23 protein-coding genes are annotated in these 21,802 nt (G+C 56.3%); 8 read left to right on the top strand and 15 right to left on the bottom strand.

Features of this window, described 5'->3' with window-relative positions; translation table 11 throughout:
- Positions 1-22 precede the first annotated feature (22 nt).
- The 3 genes from marR to marB are packed head-to-tail and all read left to right on the top strand — an operon-like array spanning position 23 to position 1,106.
- Entirely contained in the window at positions 23-457 is a 435-nt protein-coding gene (gene marR / locus HWQ15_RS19395) for a multiple antibiotic resistance transcriptional regulator MarR (protein WP_063148877.1), read from the top strand.
- A gap of 20 nt (positions 458-477) precedes the next feature.
- Positions 478-858 (top strand): MDR efflux pump AcrAB transcriptional activator MarA, encoded by a 381-nt coding sequence (gene marA, locus HWQ15_RS19390; protein WP_074143534.1) that lies wholly within the window; start codon positions 478-480, stop codon positions 856-858.
- A gap of 32 nt (positions 859-890) precedes the next feature.
- A complete protein-coding gene (marB, locus tag HWQ15_RS19385) occupies positions 891-1,106 on the top strand; it encodes a multiple antibiotic resistance protein MarB (protein WP_023300098.1) in 216 nt (71 codons plus the stop codon).
- A 38-nt stretch (positions 1,107-1,144) separates the two neighbouring features.
- Here the strand turns inward: marB and eamA are convergent, their stop codons facing one another.
- Positions 1,145-2,044 (bottom strand): O-acetylserine/cysteine exporter, encoded by a 900-nt coding sequence (gene eamA / locus HWQ15_RS19380; protein WP_023330139.1) that lies wholly within the window; start codon positions 2,042-2,044, stop codon positions 1,145-1,147.
- 193 nt (positions 2,045-2,237) lie between these two features.
- On the opposite strand from eamA, the gene ydeE reads away from it, so the two are divergent.
- A complete protein-coding gene (gene ydeE, locus HWQ15_RS19375; protein WP_022648102.1) occupies positions 2,238-3,455 on the top strand; it encodes an efflux MFS transporter YdeE in 1,218 nt (405 codons plus the stop codon).
- Positions 3,456-3,501: 46 nt separating this feature from the next.
- Here the strand turns inward: ydeE and zinT are convergent, their stop codons facing one another.
- From zinT to HWQ15_RS19335, 8 genes are all read right to left on the bottom strand, one after another.
- Positions 3,502-4,140, bottom strand: a complete 639-nt coding sequence (zinT, locus tag HWQ15_RS19370) for a metal-binding protein ZinT (protein WP_063215936.1) — start codon at positions 4,138-4,140, stop codon at positions 3,502-3,504.
- A 52-nt stretch (positions 4,141-4,192) separates the two neighbouring features.
- On the bottom strand, positions 4,193-4,891 hold the full coding sequence (gene urtE / locus HWQ15_RS19365; RefSeq protein WP_023300094.1) for an urea ABC transporter ATP-binding subunit UrtE: 699 nt from the start codon (positions 4,889-4,891) through the stop codon (positions 4,193-4,195).
- Between the two features lie 9 nt (positions 4,892-4,900).
- Entirely contained in the window at positions 4,901-5,698 is a 798-nt protein-coding gene (gene urtD / locus HWQ15_RS19360) for an urea ABC transporter ATP-binding protein UrtD (RefSeq protein ID WP_063148875.1), read from the bottom strand.
- On the bottom strand, positions 5,698-6,771 hold the full coding sequence (gene urtC, locus HWQ15_RS19355) for an urea ABC transporter permease subunit UrtC (protein WP_063148874.1): 1,074 nt from the start codon (positions 6,769-6,771) through the stop codon (positions 5,698-5,700). Before urtC ends, urtD begins: the two co-directional genes overlap by 1 nt.
- The gene (gene urtB, locus HWQ15_RS19350) at positions 6,771-8,345 is read right to left on the bottom strand and encodes an urea ABC transporter permease subunit UrtB (RefSeq protein WP_063148873.1); all 1,575 of its coding nucleotides are present in this window, start codon (positions 8,343-8,345) and stop codon (positions 6,771-6,773) included. The genes urtC and urtB overlap by 1 nt, the downstream gene beginning before the upstream one ends.
- Positions 8,346-8,367: 22 nt before the next feature.
- Positions 8,368-9,639, bottom strand: a complete 1,272-nt coding sequence (urtA, locus tag HWQ15_RS19345; RefSeq protein WP_063148872.1) for an urea ABC transporter substrate-binding protein — start codon at positions 9,637-9,639, stop codon at positions 8,368-8,370.
- Positions 9,640-9,838: 199 nt separating this feature from the next.
- Positions 9,839-10,942: a cobalamin-independent methionine synthase II family protein gene (locus tag HWQ15_RS19340; RefSeq protein ID WP_045622756.1), complete on the bottom strand. Its 1,104-nt coding sequence runs from the start codon at positions 10,940-10,942 to the stop codon at positions 9,839-9,841.
- Between the two features lie 156 nt (positions 10,943-11,098).
- Positions 11,099-11,509: a rhodanese-like domain-containing protein gene (locus HWQ15_RS19335; RefSeq protein ID WP_023300088.1), complete on the bottom strand. Its 411-nt coding sequence runs from the start codon at positions 11,507-11,509 to the stop codon at positions 11,099-11,101.
- Between the two features lie 73 nt (positions 11,510-11,582).
- Between HWQ15_RS19335 and ftrA the strand changes: the two genes are divergently transcribed.
- Positions 11,583-12,581: a transcriptional regulator FtrA gene (ftrA, locus tag HWQ15_RS19330; RefSeq protein ID WP_022648093.1), complete on the top strand. Its 999-nt coding sequence runs from the start codon at positions 11,583-11,585 to the stop codon at positions 12,579-12,581.
- 148 nt (positions 12,582-12,729) lie between these two features.
- Here ftrA and HWQ15_RS19325 read toward each other — a convergent pair whose 3' ends face one another.
- Entirely contained in the window at positions 12,730-13,092 is a 363-nt protein-coding gene (locus tag HWQ15_RS19325; RefSeq protein WP_015570547.1) for a hypothetical protein, read from the bottom strand.
- Between the two features lie 242 nt (positions 13,093-13,334).
- Between HWQ15_RS19325 and HWQ15_RS19320 the strand changes: the two genes are divergently transcribed.
- Entirely contained in the window at positions 13,335-13,568 is a 234-nt protein-coding gene (locus HWQ15_RS19320) for a DUF2554 family protein (protein ID WP_022648092.1), read from the top strand.
- On the opposite strand, the gene HWQ15_RS19315 is transcribed toward HWQ15_RS19320, so the two are convergent.
- Together HWQ15_RS19315 and HWQ15_RS19310 are read right to left on the bottom strand one after the other, a co-directional pair.
- Positions 13,565-15,529 carry a U32 family peptidase gene (locus HWQ15_RS19315; RefSeq protein ID WP_022648091.1) on the bottom strand — a complete coding sequence of 655 codons (1,965 nt, stop codon included), beginning with the start codon at positions 15,527-15,529 and terminating at the stop codon, positions 13,565-13,567. The two genes, HWQ15_RS19320 and HWQ15_RS19315, sit on opposite strands and share 4 nt — an antisense overlap.
- Positions 15,530-15,609: 80 nt before the next feature.
- Complete coding sequence (locus HWQ15_RS19310; RefSeq protein ID WP_023300084.1) at positions 15,610-16,137, bottom strand: helix-turn-helix domain-containing protein; 528 nt, start codon at positions 16,135-16,137, stop codon at positions 15,610-15,612.
- Positions 16,138-16,229: 92 nt separating this feature from the next.
- On the opposite strand from HWQ15_RS19310, the gene HWQ15_RS19305 reads away from it, so the two are divergent.
- Positions 16,230-17,396, top strand: coding sequence for a benzoate/H(+) symporter BenE family transporter (locus HWQ15_RS19305; protein ID WP_063148871.1), 1,167 nt, complete (start codon positions 16,230-16,232; stop codon positions 17,394-17,396).
- On the opposite strand, the gene HWQ15_RS19300 is transcribed toward HWQ15_RS19305, so the two are convergent.
- The gene (locus HWQ15_RS19300; RefSeq protein WP_022648088.1) at positions 17,376-18,248 is read right to left on the bottom strand and encodes a helix-turn-helix domain-containing protein; all 873 of its coding nucleotides are present in this window, start codon (positions 18,246-18,248) and stop codon (positions 17,376-17,378) included. The genes HWQ15_RS19305 and HWQ15_RS19300 overlap by 21 nt on opposite strands.
- A gap of 174 nt (positions 18,249-18,422) precedes the next feature.
- Between HWQ15_RS19300 and HWQ15_RS19295 the strand changes: the two genes are divergently transcribed.
- Positions 18,423-19,319: a DMT family transporter gene (locus HWQ15_RS19295; protein ID WP_063148870.1), complete on the top strand. Its 897-nt coding sequence runs from the start codon at positions 18,423-18,425 to the stop codon at positions 19,317-19,319.
- A gap of 33 nt (positions 19,320-19,352) precedes the next feature.
- On the opposite strand, the gene HWQ15_RS19290 is transcribed toward HWQ15_RS19295, so the two are convergent.
- Both HWQ15_RS19290 and HWQ15_RS19285 read right to left on the bottom strand, forming a co-directional pair.
- A complete protein-coding gene (locus HWQ15_RS19290; protein WP_022648086.1) occupies positions 19,353-20,027 on the bottom strand; it encodes a DUF3313 domain-containing protein in 675 nt (224 codons plus the stop codon).
- Positions 20,028-20,162: 135 nt separating this feature from the next.
- Positions 20,163-21,758, bottom strand: a complete 1,596-nt coding sequence (locus HWQ15_RS19285; RefSeq protein ID WP_046621579.1) for an ABC transporter substrate-binding protein — start codon at positions 21,756-21,758, stop codon at positions 20,163-20,165.
- Between the last annotated feature and the right edge of the window lie 44 nt (positions 21,759-21,802).

Below are 21,802 nucleotides of genomic sequence, written 5' to 3'. Positions count from 1 at the left end.
ACTACTTGCCAGGGCAACCATTGTGAAAAGCACCAGTGACCTCTTTAACGACATAATCCCACTGGGTCGTCTTATTCATATGGTTAACCAGAAAAAAGATCGCCTGCTCAATGACTACCTGTCACCGCTGGATATCACCGCAACACAGTTCAAAGTGCTGTGTTCCATTCGCTGCGAAGTGTGTATCACGCCGGTTGAGCTGAAAAAGGTGCTCTCTGTCGATCTGGGTGCGTTGACCCGCATGCTGGATCGTCTCGTCTGCAAAGGATGGATAGAACGAAGCCCTAACCCGAATGACAAACGTGGCGTACTGGTGAAACTGACCAGCGATGGCGCGGCCATGTGTGAGCAATGTCATCAATTAGTAGGACAAACACTGAACCAGGAACTGACAAAAAACTTAACGGCAGATGAAGTGGCAACGCTTGAGCTTTTACTCAAGAAAATCCTGCCGTAAACAGAAAAAGAGGTATGACGATGTCCAGACGCAATACTGACGCTATCACCATTCATAGCATTTTGGACTGGATCGAAGATAACCTGGAATCTCCACTTTCCCTTGAGAAGGTGTCTGAGCGTTCAGGTTACTCAAAATGGCACCTGCAACGGATGTTTAAAAAAGAGACCGGCCATTCATTAGGACAATATATTCGCAGCCGCAAGCTGACGGAGATTGCCCAAAAACTGAAAGAAAGCAATGAGCCGATCCTCTATCTGGCGGAACGTTACGGATTTGAATCGCAACAAACCCTGACGCGTACGTTCAAGAACTACTTTGACGTGCCGCCTCATAAGTACCGTATTACCAGTATGCCGGGTGAATCCCGTTATCTGTATCCGCTAAAACATTGCAATTAATCATCGCCTGTTAAGACGTAACCGAGGAAATCATGAAATTTATCGTCTCCGCCGCCCTCACCTTGCTGGTGCTGGTTTCCGGCCAGAGCTTCGCGGAGCAAACCCCCAGTGCGGGGCAGCAAAATAATCGTGACACCATGATTATGCCGTCCACGCAAAACCAGTCGCCCTGGGACTTCAATCACATGGGCGCTGGCAGCGACAAATCCGACGAATTAGGCGTGCCGTATTATAATCACGACCTGTAATTCGTTTTTGCCCCGCTAATGCGGGGCTTTTTTCTGCCTTAACTCCGCACCCGCGTCGCCCGACGCACCCGCAAGCCAAAGACGTTGATATACAGCCCGGCCATAATCAGCCCTGCGCCACACAGTTGCAGCGCGCTGAGCGTTTCATCCAGCAACAGGGCGGCGCTGGCAAGCCCGACCACCGGTACCAGCAGCGATAACGGCGCCACGCGCCAGGTTTCATAGCGTCCGAGCAGCGATCCCCAGATGCCGTAGCCAATGATTGAGGCGACTAATGCCAGGTAGATCAGCGACAAAATGGTCGTCAGGTCGATCTCCACCAGGCTTTTCAGCATCACCTGCGGTCCATCCAGAATAAACGACGCGGCCATAAACGGCACAATGGGGATCAACGCGCTCCAGACCACCAGCGACATGATCCCAGGACGCGACTCATGCTGCATTATCAGCTTGTTAAAGATGTTGCCGCACGCCCAGCTCAGCCCCGCCGCCAGGGTGAGCATAAAGCCCAGCAGCGCGACATGCTGACCGTTGAGGCTGCCTTCTATCAGCACCAGCACGCCAAAGACCGCAAGGCTAATGCCCGCCAGCTGTTTGCCCTGCAAACGTTCGCCAAAGACAAACGCGCCGAGAATAATGGTAAAGAAAGCCTGCACCTGAAGCACCAGCGAAGCCAGACCCGCAGGCATACCGAATTTGATAGCGCAAAAAAGAAACGCAAACTGACCAAAGCTGATGGTGAGGCCGTAGCCCAGCAGAAGCTTCAGGGGAATCTTTGGGCGGGCAACGAAAAGCAGCGCCGGGAAGGCCACCAGCAGGAAGCGCAGACCCGCCAGCATGAGTGGAGGCATGTTGTGCAACCCCATTTTGATGACCACAAAATTGAGTCCCCACACCACGACAACCAGTAACGCTAACAGCCCGTCTTTCCGCGTCATTTTCCGCCCCTGAATTATTAAATTTTTGTAAACACTTCAAGGTAACAGAAAAAATACCCCCGCGAGAAGATCATTAATTCTGGTACTGAGGAGAAGCACTTGCGGATAAATTGGGTGCTATACAAGCTGCCGATCCCATGATAATCCTGTAATAACACAACAAAAAAAGCATAAGCATTTGTCGGGCAGGAAAATGAAACCATCAATCAGGCGCTCAACCGCAGCGCTGCTGGCATCGTCATTGTTATTAACAATTGGCCGCGGGGCAACGCTGCCCTTTATGACCATATATCTCACACGCGTGTACGATATGAGCGTGGAGAATATTGGCTATGCCCTTACCGTGGCGTTGACCATTGGCGTGGTGTTTAGCCTGGGGTTTGGCATCCTGGCGGACAAGTTCGACAAAAAACGCTATATGCTGGTCGCCATCGTGGCCTTTATCGCCGGGTTTGTGGCCATTCCGCTGGTGAATAACGTGACGCTGGTGGTGTTGTTCTTTGCCCTGATTAACTGCGCCTATTCCGTCTTCTCAACGGTGCTGAAAGCGTGGTTTGCCGACGTGCTGACCTCCAGCGAAAAGGCGCGCGTTTTCTCACTCAACTACAGTTTCCTGAACATCGGCTGGACGATTGGGCCGCCGGTTGGCACTCTACTGGTGATGTACAGCCTGCAACTGCCGTTCTGGCTGGCGGCCTTCTGCGCCGCACTGCCGCTCGGGTTTATCCATTTCTTTGTGCAGAAAAGCGTAGCGTCTGACAGCGTGGAGGAAAAAGCGCCGTGGCAGCCCTCGGTGCTGCTGAAGGACCGGGCGCTGTTCTGGTACACGCTCTCCGGCCTGCTGGCGTCCTACGTGGGCGGATCGTTCGCCAGCTGCATTTCCCAGTACGTCCTCGCCGCGTATGCGGACAGCGATTTCGCAGAAAAGGTGGTGGCCGTTGTGTTGCCCGTCAACGCAGTGGTGGTGGTCACCCTGCAATACGCGCTTGGCCGCAAGATCTCCGCCAGCAACATCCGCCCGCTAATGACTGCCGCGACGCTCTTTTTCATCCTCGGGCTGGGCGGGTTTATGCTTTCCGGCGAGAACCTGCTTTACTGGGGGATTGCGGCGGCGATTTTCACCCTGGGTGAAATTATTTATGCCCCGGGTGAATACATGCTGATCGACAATATCGCCCCGCCGGGCATGAAGGCGAGCTACTTCTCCGCCCAGGCGCTGGGCTGGCTGGGCGCGGCGGCGAACCCGATGATCACCGGGCTCATCCTGACCCATCTGCCGCACTGGTCGTTATTTATTATTATGATGGCCGCCATCATTGCGGCGTGGCTGATGGTTTTGCGCGGGATGCGCGTGAAAAGTGAAGATAGCGTGTCGGGTGGCGCTGCGCTTACCCGACCTGGAAAACCCTAATCCCACGCCGGGTAAGGCTAAGCCCCCACCCGGCAAATCCAACTGCCTAGTGGTGCAACATCTCCTGCACCACCTGCTCTTTGTACATCTCGTTCGGGTAGTAGGTCGGCCAGTTATCCATCTCTTTCAGCAGCGCCTCGTGGGAGGTGTTGCCCATAAAGATATGGAAGTGTGAAGAGGCTTTCGGCCCGATGGTATGATTGCTGAACTGCACAAACTTAGGCGCCTGGCTTGCCTTATCCTTACATTCAAACAGGTAGCGCACGCCTTTTTTCCCCGACGCATAGGTCAGAATTTTATAGCCGCTGTAGTCGTAGCGGCAGCTGCTCACCGTTTTGCCTCTGTGGAATTCCATCACGTTGTTTTCAATGCCGATGGCGTCCACGTCCGTCGCGTAGCCCTTACGGTAGTAGGCTTTCACCTCGGCAGTGGATTTTTCCCCCTTCTGCGCTTTCTTTTCGAAAACCGGATCCAGCGAACCATCAAGCAGGAACGGGTAAACGGACTGCCAGGTCCCGTCCCAGTCAGACAGCGTCCTGTCCCTGACGTCTTTATCCTCAAAGACGCCGTTTGCCGCCTTCTGTTCCGCCTCCGTCATCTGATGACCGTGCGAATGGGCAAAAAGCGAGCCGCTTACCAGCAGCGTTCCAAGAGTCAGCGCAATTTTTCCAAGTTGTGCAGCCACAGCAAAACCCTCATTCCGTGTTATAAGAATGAGGATGTTATAGTATAACATTTCAGATCGCAACCAGTCCGCGAACCCCCTCCTGCTCCATGTTCTCACCGCGCCCCTGCTGGACGATGCTGCCGCGCGACATCACCAGATAGCTGTCGGCCAGCTCCGCCGCAAAATCATAAAACTGCTCCACCAGCAGGATCGCCATATCCCCCCGGTTCGCCAGGCTGCGGATCACCTGCCCAATCTCTTTAATCACCGACGGCTGTATACCTTCCGTGGGTTCATCCAGGATCAGTAACCGTGGACGGCTCGCCAGCGCGCGACCAATCGCCAGCTGCTGCTGCTGACCACCGGAAAGATCGCCTCCGCGACGGTGTTTCATCTCCTTCAGCACCGGGAAAAGCTGCCAAATCTCCTCCGGCACGCTCCTTGCGTTTCCCGCGGAGAAGCGCGACAGTCCCATCAGCAGGTTTTCTTCTACGGTCAGACGCGGAAAAATCTCCCGCCCCTGCGGAACATACGCCACGCCGGACTGCACCCGCTGGTGCGGTTTACTGTGAGTGATGGTCTTTCCCTGCCAGACCACCTCCCCGGCTTTCACCGGGATCAGCCCCATCAGGCACCTCAGCAGTGTGGTTTTCCCCACCCCGTTGCGCCCCAGCAGGCAGGTAACTTCCCCGACCACCGCCTCAAAGCTCACCCCGCGCAGAATATGACTTCCGCCGTAGTACTGATTCAGCTCGTTAACCTGTAACATCCCCTCTCCTTAGCGTCCCAGATAGACGTCAATCACCTGCTCATTGGCCTGTACCTCGCGAAGCGAGCCTTCTGCCAGTACGCGCCCCTGATGCAGCACCGTGACGTGGTCGGCGATGGTCTCGACGAAGCCCATATCGTGCTCAACCACCATCAGCGAATGCTTGCCTGCCAGAGTTCGGAAAAGCTCGGCTGTGTATTCCGTCTCTGCGTCGGTCATACCGGCGGCGGGTTCGTCCAGCAGCAACAGATGCGGATCCTGCACCAGCAGCATGCCGATCTCCAGAAACTGCTTCTGCCCGTGGGAAAGCAGCCCGGCGCGGCGATCGCGCTCGCTGCCAAGCCGTAGCAAAACCAACATCTCGTCAATGCGGTCGCGCTGCTCGCCGCTGAGTGTTGCCCGCAGGCTCGACCAGACGGACCTGTCGGCTTTCATGGCGATTTCGAGGTTTTCCCCTACGGTCAGCGCTTCAAACACGGTCGGCTTCTGGAACTTACGGCCAATGCCCTGACGGGCAATGGCCGCCGGTTCAAGGGCTGTCAGATCGATGGACTGATCGTAAATAGCCTTCCCGCTTTTTGGCCGGGTTTTGCCGGTGATCACGTCCATCAGCGTAGTTTTACCGGCGCCGTTAGGGCCAATGATGCAGCGCAATTCTCCAATGCCGATATTAAGTGAGAGATCGGTCAACGCCTGAAAACCATCGAAACTGACGTTAATGGCCTCAAGCTGTAACACCGGATCGGTCTGCTCACGGTAACGATCGCCCGGTAGCTGGCGGGTAAAGAGTCCTTCAGAGGGCTGCATTAATTATCTCCCTTACGAAACAGACCGAACACGCCGCGCGGTAAAAAGAGCGTCACGGCGATGAAAATCAGCCCAAGAAACAGTTGCCAGTACTCCGGCATCGCCACGGTGAAAAAGCTCTTCGCACCATTGACCAGCGCCGCACCAATCACCGGGCCTACCAGGGTGCCGCGCCCACCCAGCGCCACCCAGATGGCCGCTTCAATCGAGTTGGTCGGCGACATTTCACCCGGGTTGATAATACCCACCTGCGGAACGTACAGCGCCCCCGCCAGACCACACAGTACGGCGGAAAGCGTCCAGACCAGCAGCTTGAAGCCGCGCGGATCGTAGCCGCAGAACGTCAGACGGTTTTCAGCATCGCGCACCGCCGTTAAAATGCGGCCAAATTTACTCTTCGCCAGCGCGTAGCCTGTGCCCAGGGCCAGAAGCAGCAGCATGACCGTTGCGAGAAACAGCGCGATCCGCGTGGTGGTCGCCGTGACGGAAAACCCGAGCAGCGTGGTAAAGCCGGTAAAGCCGTTATTGCCGCCAAAGCCGGTTTCGTTGCGAAAGAACAGCAGCATGCCCGCATAGGTCAGCGCCTGGGTCATGATGGAAAAATAGACCCCTTTGATCTTCGAGCGGAAAGCAAACCAGCCGAAGACCAGCGCCAGCAGGCCGGGGATCGTCACGATTAACACCAGAGCCCAGGCGAAATGCTGCGTTCCCCACCAGAACCAGGGTAGTTCGCTCCACGAGAGAAACGACATAAACGCGGGCAGCCCGTCCCCGGCCGCCTGGCGCATCAGGTACATGCCCATCGCATAGCCGCCAAGGGCGAAGAATATGCCGTGCCCCAGCGAGAGCATACCGGCATAGCCCCAGACCAGATCGAGGGCCACGGCGACAACCGCGTAGCAGAGGATCTTGCCGATAAGCGTCAACATCCACGTCGAAACGGCCAGCGGATGCGTTGCGGGTAACAGCGCGAGAAAAGGCAGCACCAGCAGCGCCGCAACCAGCAGACTGCCGAAGATTTGCGCGGTGCGCGGTGCCCTGCGCGCCAGTGTTAAGGTCAATGGCTGGCTCATCAGTCTGTCACCCTCCCTTTAAGTGCGAATAACCCCTGCGGACGTTTCTGGATAAACAGAATGATCGCCACCAGAATCAGGATCTTGCCCAGCACGGCGCCCATCTGCGGTTCAAGAATTTTATTGAAGATCCCCAGACCAAAGGCCGCCGCGACGCTACCGGCCAGCTGGCCGACGCCGCCGAGCACCACCACCAGGAATGAATCGATGATGTATCCCTGGCCCAGCTCCGGCCCCACGTTCCCCAGCTGGGACAACGCCACGCCGCCCAACCCGGCAATGCCGGACCCAAGGCCAAACGCCAGCATATCTACCCGTCCGGTGGGAACGCCGCAGCAGGCCGCCATGCTGCGGTTTTGCGTCACCGCCCGCACGTTGAGACCCAGACGCGTTTTGTTCAGAATGAGCCAGGTGAAGAACAGCACCAGCAGTACAAAGCCGAGCACCACAATACGGTTCCAGGGCAGCGTCAGGTTGGCGAAAACCTGCACCCCGCCGGACAGCCAGGCCGGGTTAGCGACCTCAAGATTCTGGGCGCCAAAGGTCATTCGCACCAGTTGGATAAGCATCAGGCTGATCCCCCAGGTGGCGAGCAGGGTTTCCAGCGGGCGGCCATAAAGATGGCGGATCACCGTGCGCTCCAGCACCATCCCGATGCCTGCGGTCAGGCAAAACGCCACCGGCAGCGCCACCACCGGATAAAGCGCCAGCCACTGAGGCATCCACTGCGCCATTACCTGCTGCACCATCCAGGTGGCATACGCCCCGAGCATCAGCATTTCACCGTGAGCCATGTTAATCACCCCCAGCAGACCATAGGTGATAGCCAGCCCGAGCGCGGCCAGCAAGAGTACCGACCCCAACGACAGGCCCATGAAGGCCTGCCCCAGCAGTTCGCCCCACATCAGCCGGTGCTGAATACGCTCCAGGCTCTCAGCGGCGGCGGCACGTACCCGTGCGTCCGGCTCGGTTTGTGTCCGGGTGAACGGCGTCAGCGTGGCCTGCACGTCCGGATCGTCAGACTGTACCAACAGCTCAACAGCCTTGAGCCGTACTTCAGCCTGTGGGCTCGTCAGCTGGAGGTTTGCCAGCGCCAGCATCAGCGACTGTCGGGTGACGTCGTCCGTTTCGCTACTGGCCCGCTGTTGCAGAAAGCCGAGCATATCCGGCTGGGCGTCACGCTGAAGTTGCCGCGCGGCATGACGCCTTTCGGTGACACTGTCACTGACAAGCTGATGCGTCGCCAGCGCCGTGACGGTTAACACGCGCAGTCGGTTGGTCAGCCGCACGGCTTTGGTCGTGCCTTCAGCGCTTTTTGCCGCGCCCAGGGCAACCATTTCGCCGTCGATGCGGGTAAATGCCTTCTTCTGGCTGTCGGTATAAAGGTTCTCCTGTTGCAGCGCCTTAAGCAGCGGCAAACGTGCAGGTTCCGGCGTGGCTGCCCAGCGGGTCAGCATGGCGGTTTGCTGGCTGCGGCTAGCGGCAACGAAATCATCGGCATCCGATGCCTGCGCCATCCCTGGCAGCAGTCCGGTAAGCCACACAATCGCAATCATCATGCGTATGGCGTTCATGACGTCTCTCCCTGGTGGTGGCTTAGTTGCTGGCGGTTTTCATCGGCTGGTCAGGCTTTTTGTCATTCCCGGCGATAAACGGGCTCCACGGCTGAGCGCGTACCGGCTGTTCGGTTTGCCAGACGACGTTGAACTGGCCGTTGCCTTCAATTTCACCAATCATGACGGGCTTATGCAGGTGGTGGTTGGTGGCGTCCATGGTCAGCGTAAAGCCGGACGGCGCGTTGAACGACTGGCCCGCCATTGCCGCGCGCACTTTGTCCACGTCGGTTGTTCCCGCTTTTTCAACCGCCTGCGCCCACATATGCAGGCCAACGTAAGTCGCTTCCATCGGATCGTTGGTGACCACGGTATCGGCATTCGGCAGCTTATGGGCTTTCGCGTAGGCTTTGTAAGCCGCGACAAAGGTCTGGTTGGTCGGGTTGTCGACGGATTCAAAGTAATTCCACGCCGCCAGGTTACCCACCAGCGGTTTGGTATCAATGCCGCGCAGTTCTTCCTCGCCCACCGAGAACGCCACCACCGGCACGTCCGTGGCTTTCAGCCCCTGGTTCGCCAGTTCTTTATAGAAAGGCACGTTGGAATCACCGTTGATAGTGGAGACCACCGCCGCTTTGCCGCCCGTGGAGAACTTTTTGATACTGGCGACAATGGTCTGGTAATCGCTATGACCAAATGGGGTGTAGACCTCTTCAATATCTTTATCTTCAACGCCTTTCGAGTGCAGGAAGGCGCGCAGGATCTTGTTAGTAGTGCGCGGGTAAACGTAGTCCGTACCCAGCAGGAAGAATCGCTTCGCGCTGCCGCCGTCCTCGCTCATCAGGTACTCCACCGCCGGGATCGCCTGCTGGTTAGGCGCCGCGCCGGTATAGAAGACGTTAGGTGACATCTCTTCACCTTCATACTGCACCGGATAGAACAGCAAACCGTTCAGCTCCTCAAAAACCGGCAGAACCGATTTACGCGATACGGAGGTCCAGCAGCCAAACACCACGGCGACCTTATCCTGGCTCAGAAGCTGGCGGGCCTTTTCGGCAAACAGCGGCCAGTTGGATGCCGGGTCAACCACCACCGGCTCCAGCTTTTTCCCGAGCACGCCGCCTTTAGCATTGATTTCATCGATGGTCATCAGGGCAACATCTTTCAGGGGCGTTTCTGAAATGGCCATCGTGCCGGAGAGAGAGTGCATAATCCCGACTTTAATGGTCTCTGCGGCCTGGATGCCAAAGCTCATTCCCATGGCGATGACGGAGGCGGACAAGGTGAACGCTTTAATAAAGGTACGACGGTGCATATTTTCACTCCTGAAAAGAAAGCTGTGCGAAGACGTCCGTTATCGCCGGACGCAGAAAAAAGTAACGCCAGTTTCAGGAGAGCAAAAACAGTGCCAGGTTGCAGAGACAGGATTTTAAAGGGATCGAAGAGAGGAGTGACGGGAAACGACTCAGAATGGTACAGCGCTGCACTGTAATAATGCAGCGCTGTAAACGGCGTTACCAGACGTCGCTGGCGATTTGCGTCACCAGGCGAACTTTATCCCACTGCTGGGCTTCGCTCAGGCTGTTACCCTCTTCCGTAGAAGCAAATCCGCACTGCGGGCTGAGGCAAATCTGCTCTTTCGCCACGTAGCGCGCAGCCTCTTCCAGACGCGCTTTCACCCCTTGCGGGTTCTCCAGTTCACCGTGTTTGGTGGTGATCAGCCCCAGAACCACCTGCTGTTTACCCGGGCGCACAAAACGCAGTGGCGCGAAGTCCCCGCTACGGTCGTTGTCGTACTCCAGGAAGAACGCGTCGACGTTCACCGTGCCGAACAGCACCTCCGCCACCGGCTCATAGCCGCCCTCGGAAATCCAGGTTGAGCGGAAGTTGCCGCGGCAGACGTGCAGCCCGACGGTCAGATCGTCCGGTTTGCCCTCCAGCGCCTTATTCAGCACCCGCGCATAGGTCCGGGCAAGTTCGTCTGCATCGTCACCGCGCTCGCGGATCTGGCGGCGCTGGTCCTCCGAACAAAGATAGGCCCAGACGGTGTCATCCAGCTGCAGATAGCGGCAGCCTGCATCGTAAAAGGCCCGAATGGCATCGCGCCAGGTGGTCGCCAGATCGTCAAAGTAATCCTTCAGATCCGGGTAGACCGTAGCATCAATATCCTTGCGGCCACCGCGGAAGTGCAGCACGCTCGGGCTCGGAATGGTCATCTTCGGCTGTGCATTACCGCTAATGCTTTTGAGGTAGCGGAAATCTTCCAGCATAGGATGATCGCCGAAGCCCAGTTTGCCCGTTACGCGCACGCCATGGGCTTTAGTCTGCACCCCGTTGAACTGAATGCCCTGCTGGGAATCATAACGCTCCACGCCCTGTAGCCCGTCAAAGAAGTCAAAGTGCCACCAGGCGCGGCGGAATTCACCGTCCGTTACCACATGCAGACCGCAGGCGCACTGCTGCTCGACAACATGACGAATGGCCTCGTCCTCAACCGCGCGAAGCTGCCCGGCATCGATTTCCCCGCTGGCAAATTGCAGACGGGCCTGTTTAATGGCATCCGGGCGTAAAAAACTGCCGACTACATCGGCGCGGTACGGGGCATGGTGTCGCTGCATGGAAATCTCCTCTGTCTGTCGGCGTTAATTGCCCACAGTGATAATTCATCTCTTGAATCTTTAGACTTCTGGATGTCTAAAAGTCCTGAAAAGATGTCATACCGGCTCGCCGCCGACAAACGAGAAAATTTCATCTGTGTTGAAATAAATTCATGTTCACAGAGCGGGTGATGAAGATCCTGCAAACGCGAACCGCTCATCTTCCCAGCCGGTCATGCCCCCGAGCATAATCTTAACCGGCAGACCCAGACGCGCCAGCTTTAGGGCCGCCCTGTCCGCCCCGTTGCAGTGCGGGCCTGCACAATAGACGACAAACAGCGTGCCCTCCGGCCACGCTTTCATCCGCTCTGCGGTGATCTGGCTCCAGGGTAAATGCAGCGCGCCGGGCAGATGCCGCCGGGCAAAATGTTCAGGCTTTCCGACAACGTGCAGCAGAACAAAGTCCTGCTCACCGCTGGATACCGCATGATGGACATCGGCGCAGTCCGTCTCGACACTCAGACGACGCAGAAAATGTCCCACAGCTTCCTGCGGCTCAGCAGCCGGAAATTCAGTAACATAGCTCATGAATCTTCCTCATTTGTGGTGTTTGTGTTAACACTACTCTATCCCTTAATTCAGCCCATGAATGCGTCCGCCTATGCCAGAAAACAGCAAAAAGATGACAAACTTAAGACATCCCTCGCCGCGCGCGATCGTGCTGGCATATGACGGTTTATGTACCTTTGAGTTTGGCGTGGCGGTAGAAATCTTTGGCTTGCCGCGCCCGGAGATGGGCGATGACTGGTATCAGTTTGCCGTGGCGAGCGTGGATGATGGCGAACTCCGGGCAACGGGCGGGATCCGTATTCTGGCCGATGGCGATCTGGGTCTGCTGGAGACGGCGGATCTGGTTGTCGTTCCCGGCTGGCGAGGGCTGGACGAACCCGTACCGGAAGCGCTCTGCCAGGCGCTCCGCGCGGCGCATGCCCGCGGCTGCCAGCTACTCTCGATCTGTTCTGGCGTTTTCGTTCTGGCAGCCTCAGGCCTGCTTGACGGGCGGAAGGCGACCACCCACTGGCGCTATACGCAAGCGCTGAAAACACGCTATCCCGCCATTACCGTGGTCGAAGATGTGCTCTACCAGGACGAAGGCGATATTCTCACTTCCGCCGGAAGCGCCGCGGGGATTGATCTGTGCCTGCACGTGGTGCGCCGGAATTACGGTATGGAAGTGGCAAACCGCGTGGCGCGTCGGCTGGTGATCCCGCCCCATCGGGACGGCTCGCAAACCCAGCAGCTTAGCCGACCGGTGGCTCAGTTGCGGGAGAGCCAGCGCCTCGGCCAGCTGTTTGATTATCTTCACCAGCATCTGGCCGTTTCCCATACCGTCGAATCGCTGGCCCTGCGGGTGGGTATGAGTCAGCGCACCTTTCTGCGCCGTTTCCAGGACGCGACCGGAACAACGCCCGCGCGCTGGTTATTGACTGCGCGATTGCACCGGGCAAAAGATTATCTAGAAAACAGTCGGCTCAGCATCGACAATATTGCGGAACAAACCGGATTTGGACAAAGCGCCACGCTGCGCCACCATTTCCGGCAGCAATTTGCGCTTTCACCCGCGCAATATCGCAAACAATTTTTACAGCCGGTACGATAAACGGGCAAAAAAAAACCGCCATAATCTGGCGGTAAATGCTTGCATGGATAGATTTGTATTTTGGTATCTACGCTCCGGTATTCCATACCGGGATGTGGATCACCTGCAATCTACCACTGTGAGCCTCAACGAAGCATAAACGAATCGATTAACCCGCTTTGGTATTAATTTGCAGATAACGCATCAGCCCCTGCTCTGCACTCTGGCGGGCATCATCATTAATCGCTTCGAGATAAAACGCACGAGAGACCCCATACGGCGCCTGCTCGGATGGGTAAACAGCGAACTGGAAGGTTTTGCCCCTCGCCTTATTGGTACAGCCCAGCTCCCAGCGATCTTCACTTACCTGGGTGCTATTACATTCGACACGTCCGTAATCGCTGGTTAAATACGATCCGACACGGCTTTTTGCTGACTGAATATATTCTGGTTCTTCATTTGAATAGATGCTGGCCGCAGCACCCACCGCAACCACTACGCCCAGAAGTGATAGCACGATTATTTTTTTCATTTATTCGATCCAATCCTTAGCCAGAAAAATCTTATTGTAAATGATTTCCCAATAAATCTAGCTTCTCTTTGCATACCAGAAATGGGAGTTTACAACGGCGATATTGCTTTTAAGAATAGTCTTAAGTAAGTTTTATGGCGACCACAATTTTTGACAGTCTATTTTCTCAAATTTAAAGAGTCGAATAATTACTCTATGAAATTATCCCTACGATGACCGTAGCGTATTTTCGGGGGTAAAAGATGTTCAGAAAAGGCTTTTCGCTACTGCTGCTGATTAGTGCACTGTTCTCGGGGCAGATTATGGCGGAGCACAAAGGACATGAATTTCTTTACGTGAAAAACGCCGACCATCAGCTTCGTCATGAAGCTGACAGCGACGAGTTACGTAGCGCGGCAGAGGAGTCTGCGGAGGGGTTGCGCGAGCACCATGCCTGGCAGAAATCGCGCAAACCGGATACCCACTCTGCGGGTTAGCTGCCTTTACGCTTCGGCAGGGTCTTCATCAAATCGTCAGGGCTGACGGAGGCCACAATGCTGCCCGGAGACGGCATTTTGAAGATGTGATTCTTCATCTTGCCGATAACGTGCATTTCACACGGACGGCAGTCAAACTTCAGCGTCAGTACTTCATCGCCATTCACCAGCTGCATCGGCGTCGCTTTCCAGCTTTTAATATTCCCTTTCGCCTGTTTCGGACAAAGGTTAAAGGCAAACCGCAGGCAGTGTTTGGTGATCATCACCGGCACATCGCCCTTCTCTTCATGCGCTTCATACGCGGCGTCAATCAGTTGCACGCCGTGACGATGGTAAAACGCACGCGCTTTGTGGTTGTAAACGTTCGCAAGGAAAGAGAGATGCGTGTCCGGGTAGACCGGCGCAGGCACCGCTTCGGCCTTACGACTGCCGCGCGGATAGTTTGCCAGGCGTGCTTCATCCAGCATCTCAGCCGTTTCACGGCGGAACTGGTTCAGCAGGCTGTTCGGCACGAACAGCGCGTCCGGCAGATTCACCTCAATATTGCGCGCATAATAAATGGTCTGCCCGAGCTTCGCTACGCCATCCTTGAGGTTGCTAAGCGCTTTCTCCGCATTGTTCGCCACCTCGAACAGGCCATCGAGCGTATGCGTTACGCTGATGCCGTCTTCGCAGGTCATGGTCAGGATCAGCTGCTCTTCCCAGCCACCCAGCGCGATATCCACCGCAATGCGACGCTCGCTGGAGGTCTTGAGCAAGGCCTGCTGCCAGTTGTGATCCAGGTTACGGTTCAGCGCCGCATTCGGGCGGGCTTTGTAAAGGTCGGCAGGCATTTCGTTCGGCCAGACGCGATAACGATTTTCGCCGGTTTTCTCCACCGTATTGGCGCGAAAACCAACCACTTCACGTTTGATCATCACGTTGAGACCATCGCCGTTCGCCAGCGGCTCTGTAACCTGAACGTCAAGATGATCCTTCGCCACTTTCAGCACTTCACCCACCGGCAGACCAATAAACTTCGGTGAATCGAACGCGCCAATATCCCCTTTGCGCGCATTAACGAAATAATCCGTACTGCCGCGGTGGAACGTTTTGTCCGTCGACGGAATAAAGAAATGCTCTGTACGACCGGCGGACGCGCGCGCCAGGTCACCGCGATCCTCGATGATGGCATCCAGCATCTGACGATAATGGGCGGTGATATTTTTCACGTAGCTCATATCCTTGTAGCGGCCTTCAATTTTGAAGGAGCGTACGCCGGCATCGATCAGCGCGCCGAGGTTTGCCGTCTGATCGTTATCTTTCATCGACAGCAGGTGTTTCTCGAATGCCACCACGCGGCCCTGATCGTCTTTCAGGGTATACGGCAGACGGCAGGCCTGAGAGCAGTCGCCGCGGTTAGCGCTGCGCCCCGTCTGGGCGTGAGAGATATTACACTGCCCGGAATAGGCCACGCAAAGCGCACCGTGGATAAAGAATTCAATGGTCGCGTCGGTGGTCTGGTGGATATCGCGGATCTGGTTCAGGTTCAGCTCACGCGCCAGAACAATCTGCGTAAACCCGACGTCTGAAAGAAACTTCGCCTTCTCAACGGTGCGGATATCGCACTGGGTGCTGGCGTGCAGCTCAATTGGCGGGATATCCAGTTCCAGAACACCCATATCCTGAACGATCAGAGCGTCAACGCCGGTCTGGTAGAGATCGGTAATAAGACGCTGCGCGGGCTCCAGCTCATCATCATGAAGAATGGTGTTCAGGGTCACGAACACCTTCGCCCCGAAACGGTGGGCGAACGGTACCAGTTCGGCAATGTCGCGCAGGCTATTGCTGGCGTTATGACGGGCACCGAAGCCTGGGCCGCCAATGTAGACGGCATCCGCACCGTGAAGAATGGCTTCACGGGCAATGGCGGCGTCGCGGGCCGGGCTTAGCAGTTCAAGATGATGGGGGTGCAGGCGCATACTTCGTCGTTATCCGTTATGGTCAAAATGGCGGCTATTGTAGTCAGAAGTCTGTGCCAGTGAAACCGTTTTGCAACGCTTTAGCGGGGATAATGGATCAGAGAGTGAAAATGCACCGTCCGGGTGCTGCTGTTACGGTACGCGTGCGGTTTATCGCCGGCAAAACGCACGCCGGAATCAGCGTATAGAGTGCGCCAGACACCGTCAATCTGCATGTCCAGCTCACCGCTTATCACCACCACGTGTTCAATCACCCCGGCTTCGTGCGGCGTGGACTCACTCAGCGCGCCGGGCGACAGGGTGATGGAGAAATGGTCGAACTTAAGCTGTTCATCCCAGGGGAAAAGCGGTTTCACCACCATCGCCTGCTGCTGCGGATCGAACACCGCCTGCGGTTCGCTCTCTGGAGTGATAAACGCCGAAAAAGGTACGTTCAGCCCGGTGGCAATTTTCCACAAGGTTGAGACCGTCGGGCTGGACTCATTGCGTTCGATTTGCCCAAGCATCGCTTTCGACACGCCCGTCTCTTCCGCCAGTTTCGACAGGCTCCAGCCCCGCGCCTGACGCAGCGCTTTCAGTGTGGTTGCCAGGTGTTGAGTGATATCCATAGTTCCTCCCGTTGCAGCAAAGCATACCACTTGTACGCTATAGCGCACAGTGATACCTTATCCCGGACGTTATAACGCACAACGGAGTTCACATGCGATCGACTGCCTCTCTCTTTCCTGCCGTGCTGGCTGGTTTTGTTGCCGTTCTGGTGGGCTACGCCAGCTCTGCCGCCATTATCTGGCAGGCGGCTGCGGCGGCGGGCGCCAGTACACAGCAAATCGCCGGATGGATGACCGCGCTGGGGCTCGGGATGGGGATCAGCACGCTTGCATTGTCGTGGTGGTATAAAGCCCCGGTGCTGACCGCCTGGTCGACTCCTGGCGCGGCGCTGCTCGCCACCAGCCTGCAAGGCGTGACGCTGGCGGAAACCATAGGGGTATTTATATTTGCGAATGCGCTGATTCTGCTGTGCGGCGTCACTGGCCTGTTTGCCCGGTTGATGAAACTGATCCCGCACTCGCTTGCCGCCGCTATGCTGGCAGGCGTGCTCTTACAGTTTGGCCTGAAGGCATTCAGCAATCTTGAGGGACACGTGCTTCTTTGCGGCAGTATGCTGGCCGCCTGGCTGGTGGCTAAAGCCGTAGCGCCCCGGTACGCCATTGTCGCCACGCTGCTGGTGGGGGTGTTCGTGGCCTGGGCTGGAGGTGACCTTGTCACGAATAAAATGACGTTATCGCTGATCATGCCGGAGTTCATTGCCCCTGCGTTCACCTTCACCAGCCTGATCAGCATCGGCTTACCCTTCTTCCTGGTGACCATGGCGTCGCAGAATGCGCCCGGCTTCGCCACCATGCAGGCATCGGGCTATCCGCTGGCGGTCTCACCGCTGATCGTTGCCACCGGCGGGCTGGCGCTGCTGTTGTCCCCCTTCGGCGTCTATTCCATCTGCATCGCCGCCATCACCGCCGCCATCTGCCAGAGCCCGGACGCCCACCCGGATGCCAGTAAACGCTGGCTGGCAGCGGCGGCCGCAGGCGGGTTTTATCTGCTGGCGGGGGTGTTCGGCGGGTCGATTTCGGGGCTGATGGCCGCCCTGCCGCTGAGCGGCATCCAGACGCTGGCCGGGCTGGCCCTGCTCGGCACTATCAGCGGGAGTTTGTATCAGGCACTGAATCATGAAGCAGAGCGCGACGCGGCGATCGTCACCTTCCTGATGACCGCCAGCGGCGTCACGCTCCTGGGAATTGGCTCCGCTTTCTGGGGGCTGGTGCTGGGTGGGATCTGTTACGCTGTCTTCTCACGCCTTCGCCGCGCGTAGCTGTGACGGCGTGATGCCGGTCATGCTGCGAAAACGGTTACTGAAATGGCTGGCGGAGTTAAATCCGCAGGCCAGCGCGATGTCGGTGAGCGGCGTGGTCGTGTGCTGAATCAGCGCTTTGGCCTTCTCCATGCGGCGCTGCATGACGTACTGATGCGGCGCCAGCCCCATCGACTGGCGGAACATCCGCGCAAAGTGATACTCACTGAGTGCGGCCTGGCCCGCCAGTTCCGCAAGCGTTAAAGGTTGCGCCAGATTTTCCTCGATAAAGGCCAGCACGTTGCGCAGCACAAACGGCGATAGCCCGCCGGTGACCACCGGTAACTTCCACTGGACGCTGGAATAGTGCTGGACCAAATGCGTCAGTAATAAGGTCGACGCAGTGCTCAGGGTGAGCTGATTGGCGTTTTGCTGCCAGTCGCAGCCGAGCAAAAACTGGCGATAAAGGGCGGTGATTTTCGGATCGCTGCCGAAGATTTTTTCCTCCAGCGTCAGCGATAGCGGTCGTTTATCCCAGATTTTCTCCCCCACGTCCCGCAGGTGTTCATCGGTGCAGTAGAGGTGCACGAACGACAGGTCATCACGAATATCCCATGTGGATTCGCTCTCTTCCGGCATCAGACAAAAACGGTCCGGCCCACCGCCATTTTTCCAGCCACCCGGCGTTTTTTGATAGCTTTCATAGCCATCCGCCACGTACAGGCTAAGGGTGTGATGGTTGCTTTTCACGGTGATCGTGTCGTGCTTGTTGTACCACGCCGCCAGTTGAATGCCAGTATTGAGCGCGACGGTTTCCCGCAGCACTGCATTTTTTTGGCGTAACGTTTCAAAGGTGTCGTAAACGAGAGACATGGCCGTAAACAGGTGATTAATCAGACTGTCAGTCTAAGAAGTGTTGCAGCCTGTTACCAGCCATTGTGCGAGAAAAAAGCGCAAGAATTTGCAAGTCCGGCGCAAGGCGATGAAAGCCGGGGCCCCCTTCTTTCGCCACACTGTTGTTTTCCGCGGTATGAGAAGAGAGACACCATGAACGCATTACTCTATGGGCTGGTTGTTGTTATCTGGGGCACGACCTGGATCGCCATTTTTTTACAACAGGGGCCGGTTGCAGCGCCGGTCTCCATTTTCTGGCGCTTCGCCGTGGCCAGCGCCACGATGATGATCGTCCTGGTCGCCCTTCGTCGCCTGCGCAGGCTGGCGCTGCGGGATCATCTCTATTGCATGCTTCAGGGTTGCTGCGTTTTCTGTTTCAACTTCTGGTGCTTTTACACCGCCGCCGCCCATATCAATACCGGCCTTGAGTCGGTGATTTTCTCGATGGCCGTGCTGTATAACGCCATCAACAGCTTTATCTTCTTCGGCCAGCGTCCACCCGCACGCTTCTGGACGGCGGCAGCGCTGGGGCTTATCGGGATCATTACCCTGTTCTGGAACGATCTGCTCGCCAGCGGCTGGAGCGCGTCATTGCTGACGGGCATCGGGCTTTCCGCCCTCGGCACCTACGGCTTCTCGCTGGGGAATATGATCAGCATGCGTCATCAGCGAAAAGGGCTGGAAACCATGACCACCAACGCCTGGGCGATGCTGTATGGCACCGTCGTGATGGGCCTTATCGCTCTCTTCAGGGGCGATAGCTTTATGCCGGAATGGACGGTGAGCTATATGGGGGCGCTGCTCTATCTTGCGCTGTTTGGCTCGGTGATTGCCTTCGGCGCCTACTTTACGCTGGTAGGCCGCATTGGTCCCGGTAAGGCCGCGTACAGCACCCTGCTGTTCCCGCTGGTGGCGCTGTCGATTTCAACGGTGTACGAGGGTTACGTGTGGCATATCAACGGGATCGTCGGCCTGCTGTTGATTTTAGGGGGAAATATGGTGATGTTTACGAAACCGGAAACCTGGTTCCGCCGCCTGCTGACGGCATAAAATAACGGCCTGCGTAGATGCAGGCCGTTTTTATTATTTTGCTGTCTGATGGACATCAAACATGGTGGCATCGGTCGCCATATCATCCACAACCTGTTTCAGTGTGGCGAATCCCAACGGCGTGTTCTCGTTGGCAAGCTCTTTACCTTCACCTTTACGAACAACTTTAACTACCGGTTTGTTCGTGGCGGCATCAATCAGCTCACCTTCAAAGAAAAGATGCGTATCCATGGTGCGATGGCCAGTTGCCATCTGCGTACCCGCAACCAGCAGCGCGACGGGCACCACTTCATAGAACTGCAAACCTTCTTTCTCTGAGCTCACACCCGTGATGGCGCCGCGGAAGATCAGGCTGTGTTTGCCCGGCGTCGTCACAATTGGCTTACGCTGGCCAATCGCGTTTTTTAATGTGTTATTGGTGTAACTCAACAATTCATCAAGCGTTTTTTGCCCAAGCTGTGTGGTTGGCTTTGGTGTCGGATAATAGGTTATCGGGGTCCAGATAATACTGTCGTAGTTCGCCGGATCATAGGAAGGATCGACCCAACGCAAGGTTGGTTTCCCGGTTGCTGATGTCATCTCCTGCAAGTCAGAGTAATCTTTTAAAAAGCCTGAATATTGATCGGGGGCTGCGACTTTTGACGCACAGCCAGAAAGGGCCAACAGGCCAGAAAGCACTGCAACTTTAAAAAAAGTGGAAGTACGCATGATGGAGTTCCGAGTTATCTGCAAGTATGCACTTGAAGTTATAACAAAAAACAGAGGGAAATGTTGTGGCAAAAAATGACGGGGAAGGCACAAATTGTAAAAATAGTGCCCGGACGGGATCCGGGCAGAAAAATATTACTGTTTTATATCTACCTGCCAGAACAGATGTTTGCCGAAGGGATCGATTTCATAGCCCGTGACCTCTTTTCTGACTGGCTCAAAAATGGTCGAGTGGGCAATCATAACCGCCGGCATTTGATCGTGCATCATCTGCTGCGCCTGCTTGTACAGCGCCACGCGTTTTTCGCGATCGGTTATCGATTTTGCTTCGGCAATCAGGTTATCAAACGGCTTATAGCACCATTTGGCCGAGTTCGACCCGCCGTTGGCGGACGTACAGGTAAACAGTGGTCCGAAGAAGTTATCTGGATCGCCCGTCGCCGTTGTCCAGCCCATCAGCGCAGCCTGATGCTCCCCGCCCTTCACGCGCTTCAGATATTCGCCCCATTCGTAGGTCACGATTTTGGTCTGCACGCCTACTTTCGCCCAGTCCGCCTGGATCATTTCAGCCATACGCTTCGCGTTCGGGTTATACGGCCGCTGCACGGGCATAGCCCACAGATCGATGCTTACGCCGTTGGCAAATCCCGCCTCCTTTAACAGCGTTTTCGCTTTTTCTGGATCGTAATCGTAGTCTTTCAGCTCGCTGTCGGCACTCCAGACGCCAGGCGGCAGCAGGTTTTTCGCCGCCGTGCCGGTGCCGTGGAAGACCGCCTCAATGATGGCCGGTTTGTTAATCGCCATCGCCAGCGCCTGGCGCACTTTTACGTTATCCAGCGGCGGCTTTTGCGTGTTAAATGCCAGGAAACCGGTATTCAGACCGGCCTTGCTCATCAGGTTGATGTCTTTGTTAGCCTTCATACGCGGCAGATCCGCCGGGTTTGGGAACGGCATCACCTGGCACTCATTCTTCTCGACTTTGGCAAAACGCACCGAGGCGTCCGGCGTGATGGTGAACACCAGACGATCCAGCTTCGATTTTCCCTGCCAGTAGTCCGGGAAGGCGGTAAAGAGGATGCGGGAATCCTTCTGATATTGCGCCAGTTTAAACGGCCCGGTGCCAATCGGCTGCATATCAACCTTTTCAGGCGTGCCCGCTTTCAGCATGGCATCGGCATACTCCGCCGACAGGATGGAGGCAAAATACCACGCCAGATCGGCAACAAACGGCGCTTCCGGGTGCGCCAGGGTGAAGCGCACGGTGCGATCGTCAACCTTATCAATGGCGGTAATCAGGTTGCCGAACTCCAGACTTTCGAAGTTGGAATAACTGCCGTTGGAGACGTTATGGTAGGGATGATTCACATCCTTCTGGCGCATAAACGAGAAAATCACGTCATCCGCGTTGAAGTCGCGCGTCGGCGTGAACAGTTTATTACTGTGGAATTTCACCCCTTTGCGCAGGTGGAAGGTGTAGACCTTACCATCCTCGCTCACCTCCCAGCTTTCCGCCAGGCTCGGCACCAGTTCGGTAGTGCCCGGTTTGAAATCGACCAGACGGTTATAAACCGGTACGGCGCTGGCGTCCACGCTGGTCCCCGACGTATAGAGCTGAGGATTGAAATTTTCCGGCGATCCTTCGGAGCAATACACCAGCGTTTTTGCCGCGACGGTGGAACTGACCGTCAGCGCAGCAAGCGCCAGCGTTATCATTGTGAATGTGCTTTTCATCATTTATTCCTGTCTTTTTAATTCGACGGCTAATTACTTCTTTT

The sequence above is a fragment of the Enterobacter sp. DSM 30060 genome, from assembly GCF_013375955.1.
GTDB classification, from domain to species: domain Bacteria; phylum Pseudomonadota; class Gammaproteobacteria; order Enterobacterales; family Enterobacteriaceae; genus Enterobacter; species Enterobacter intestinihominis.
Note: the sequence above shows the minus strand (reverse complement) of the source record. Positions and strands in the feature narration are given on the sequence as shown.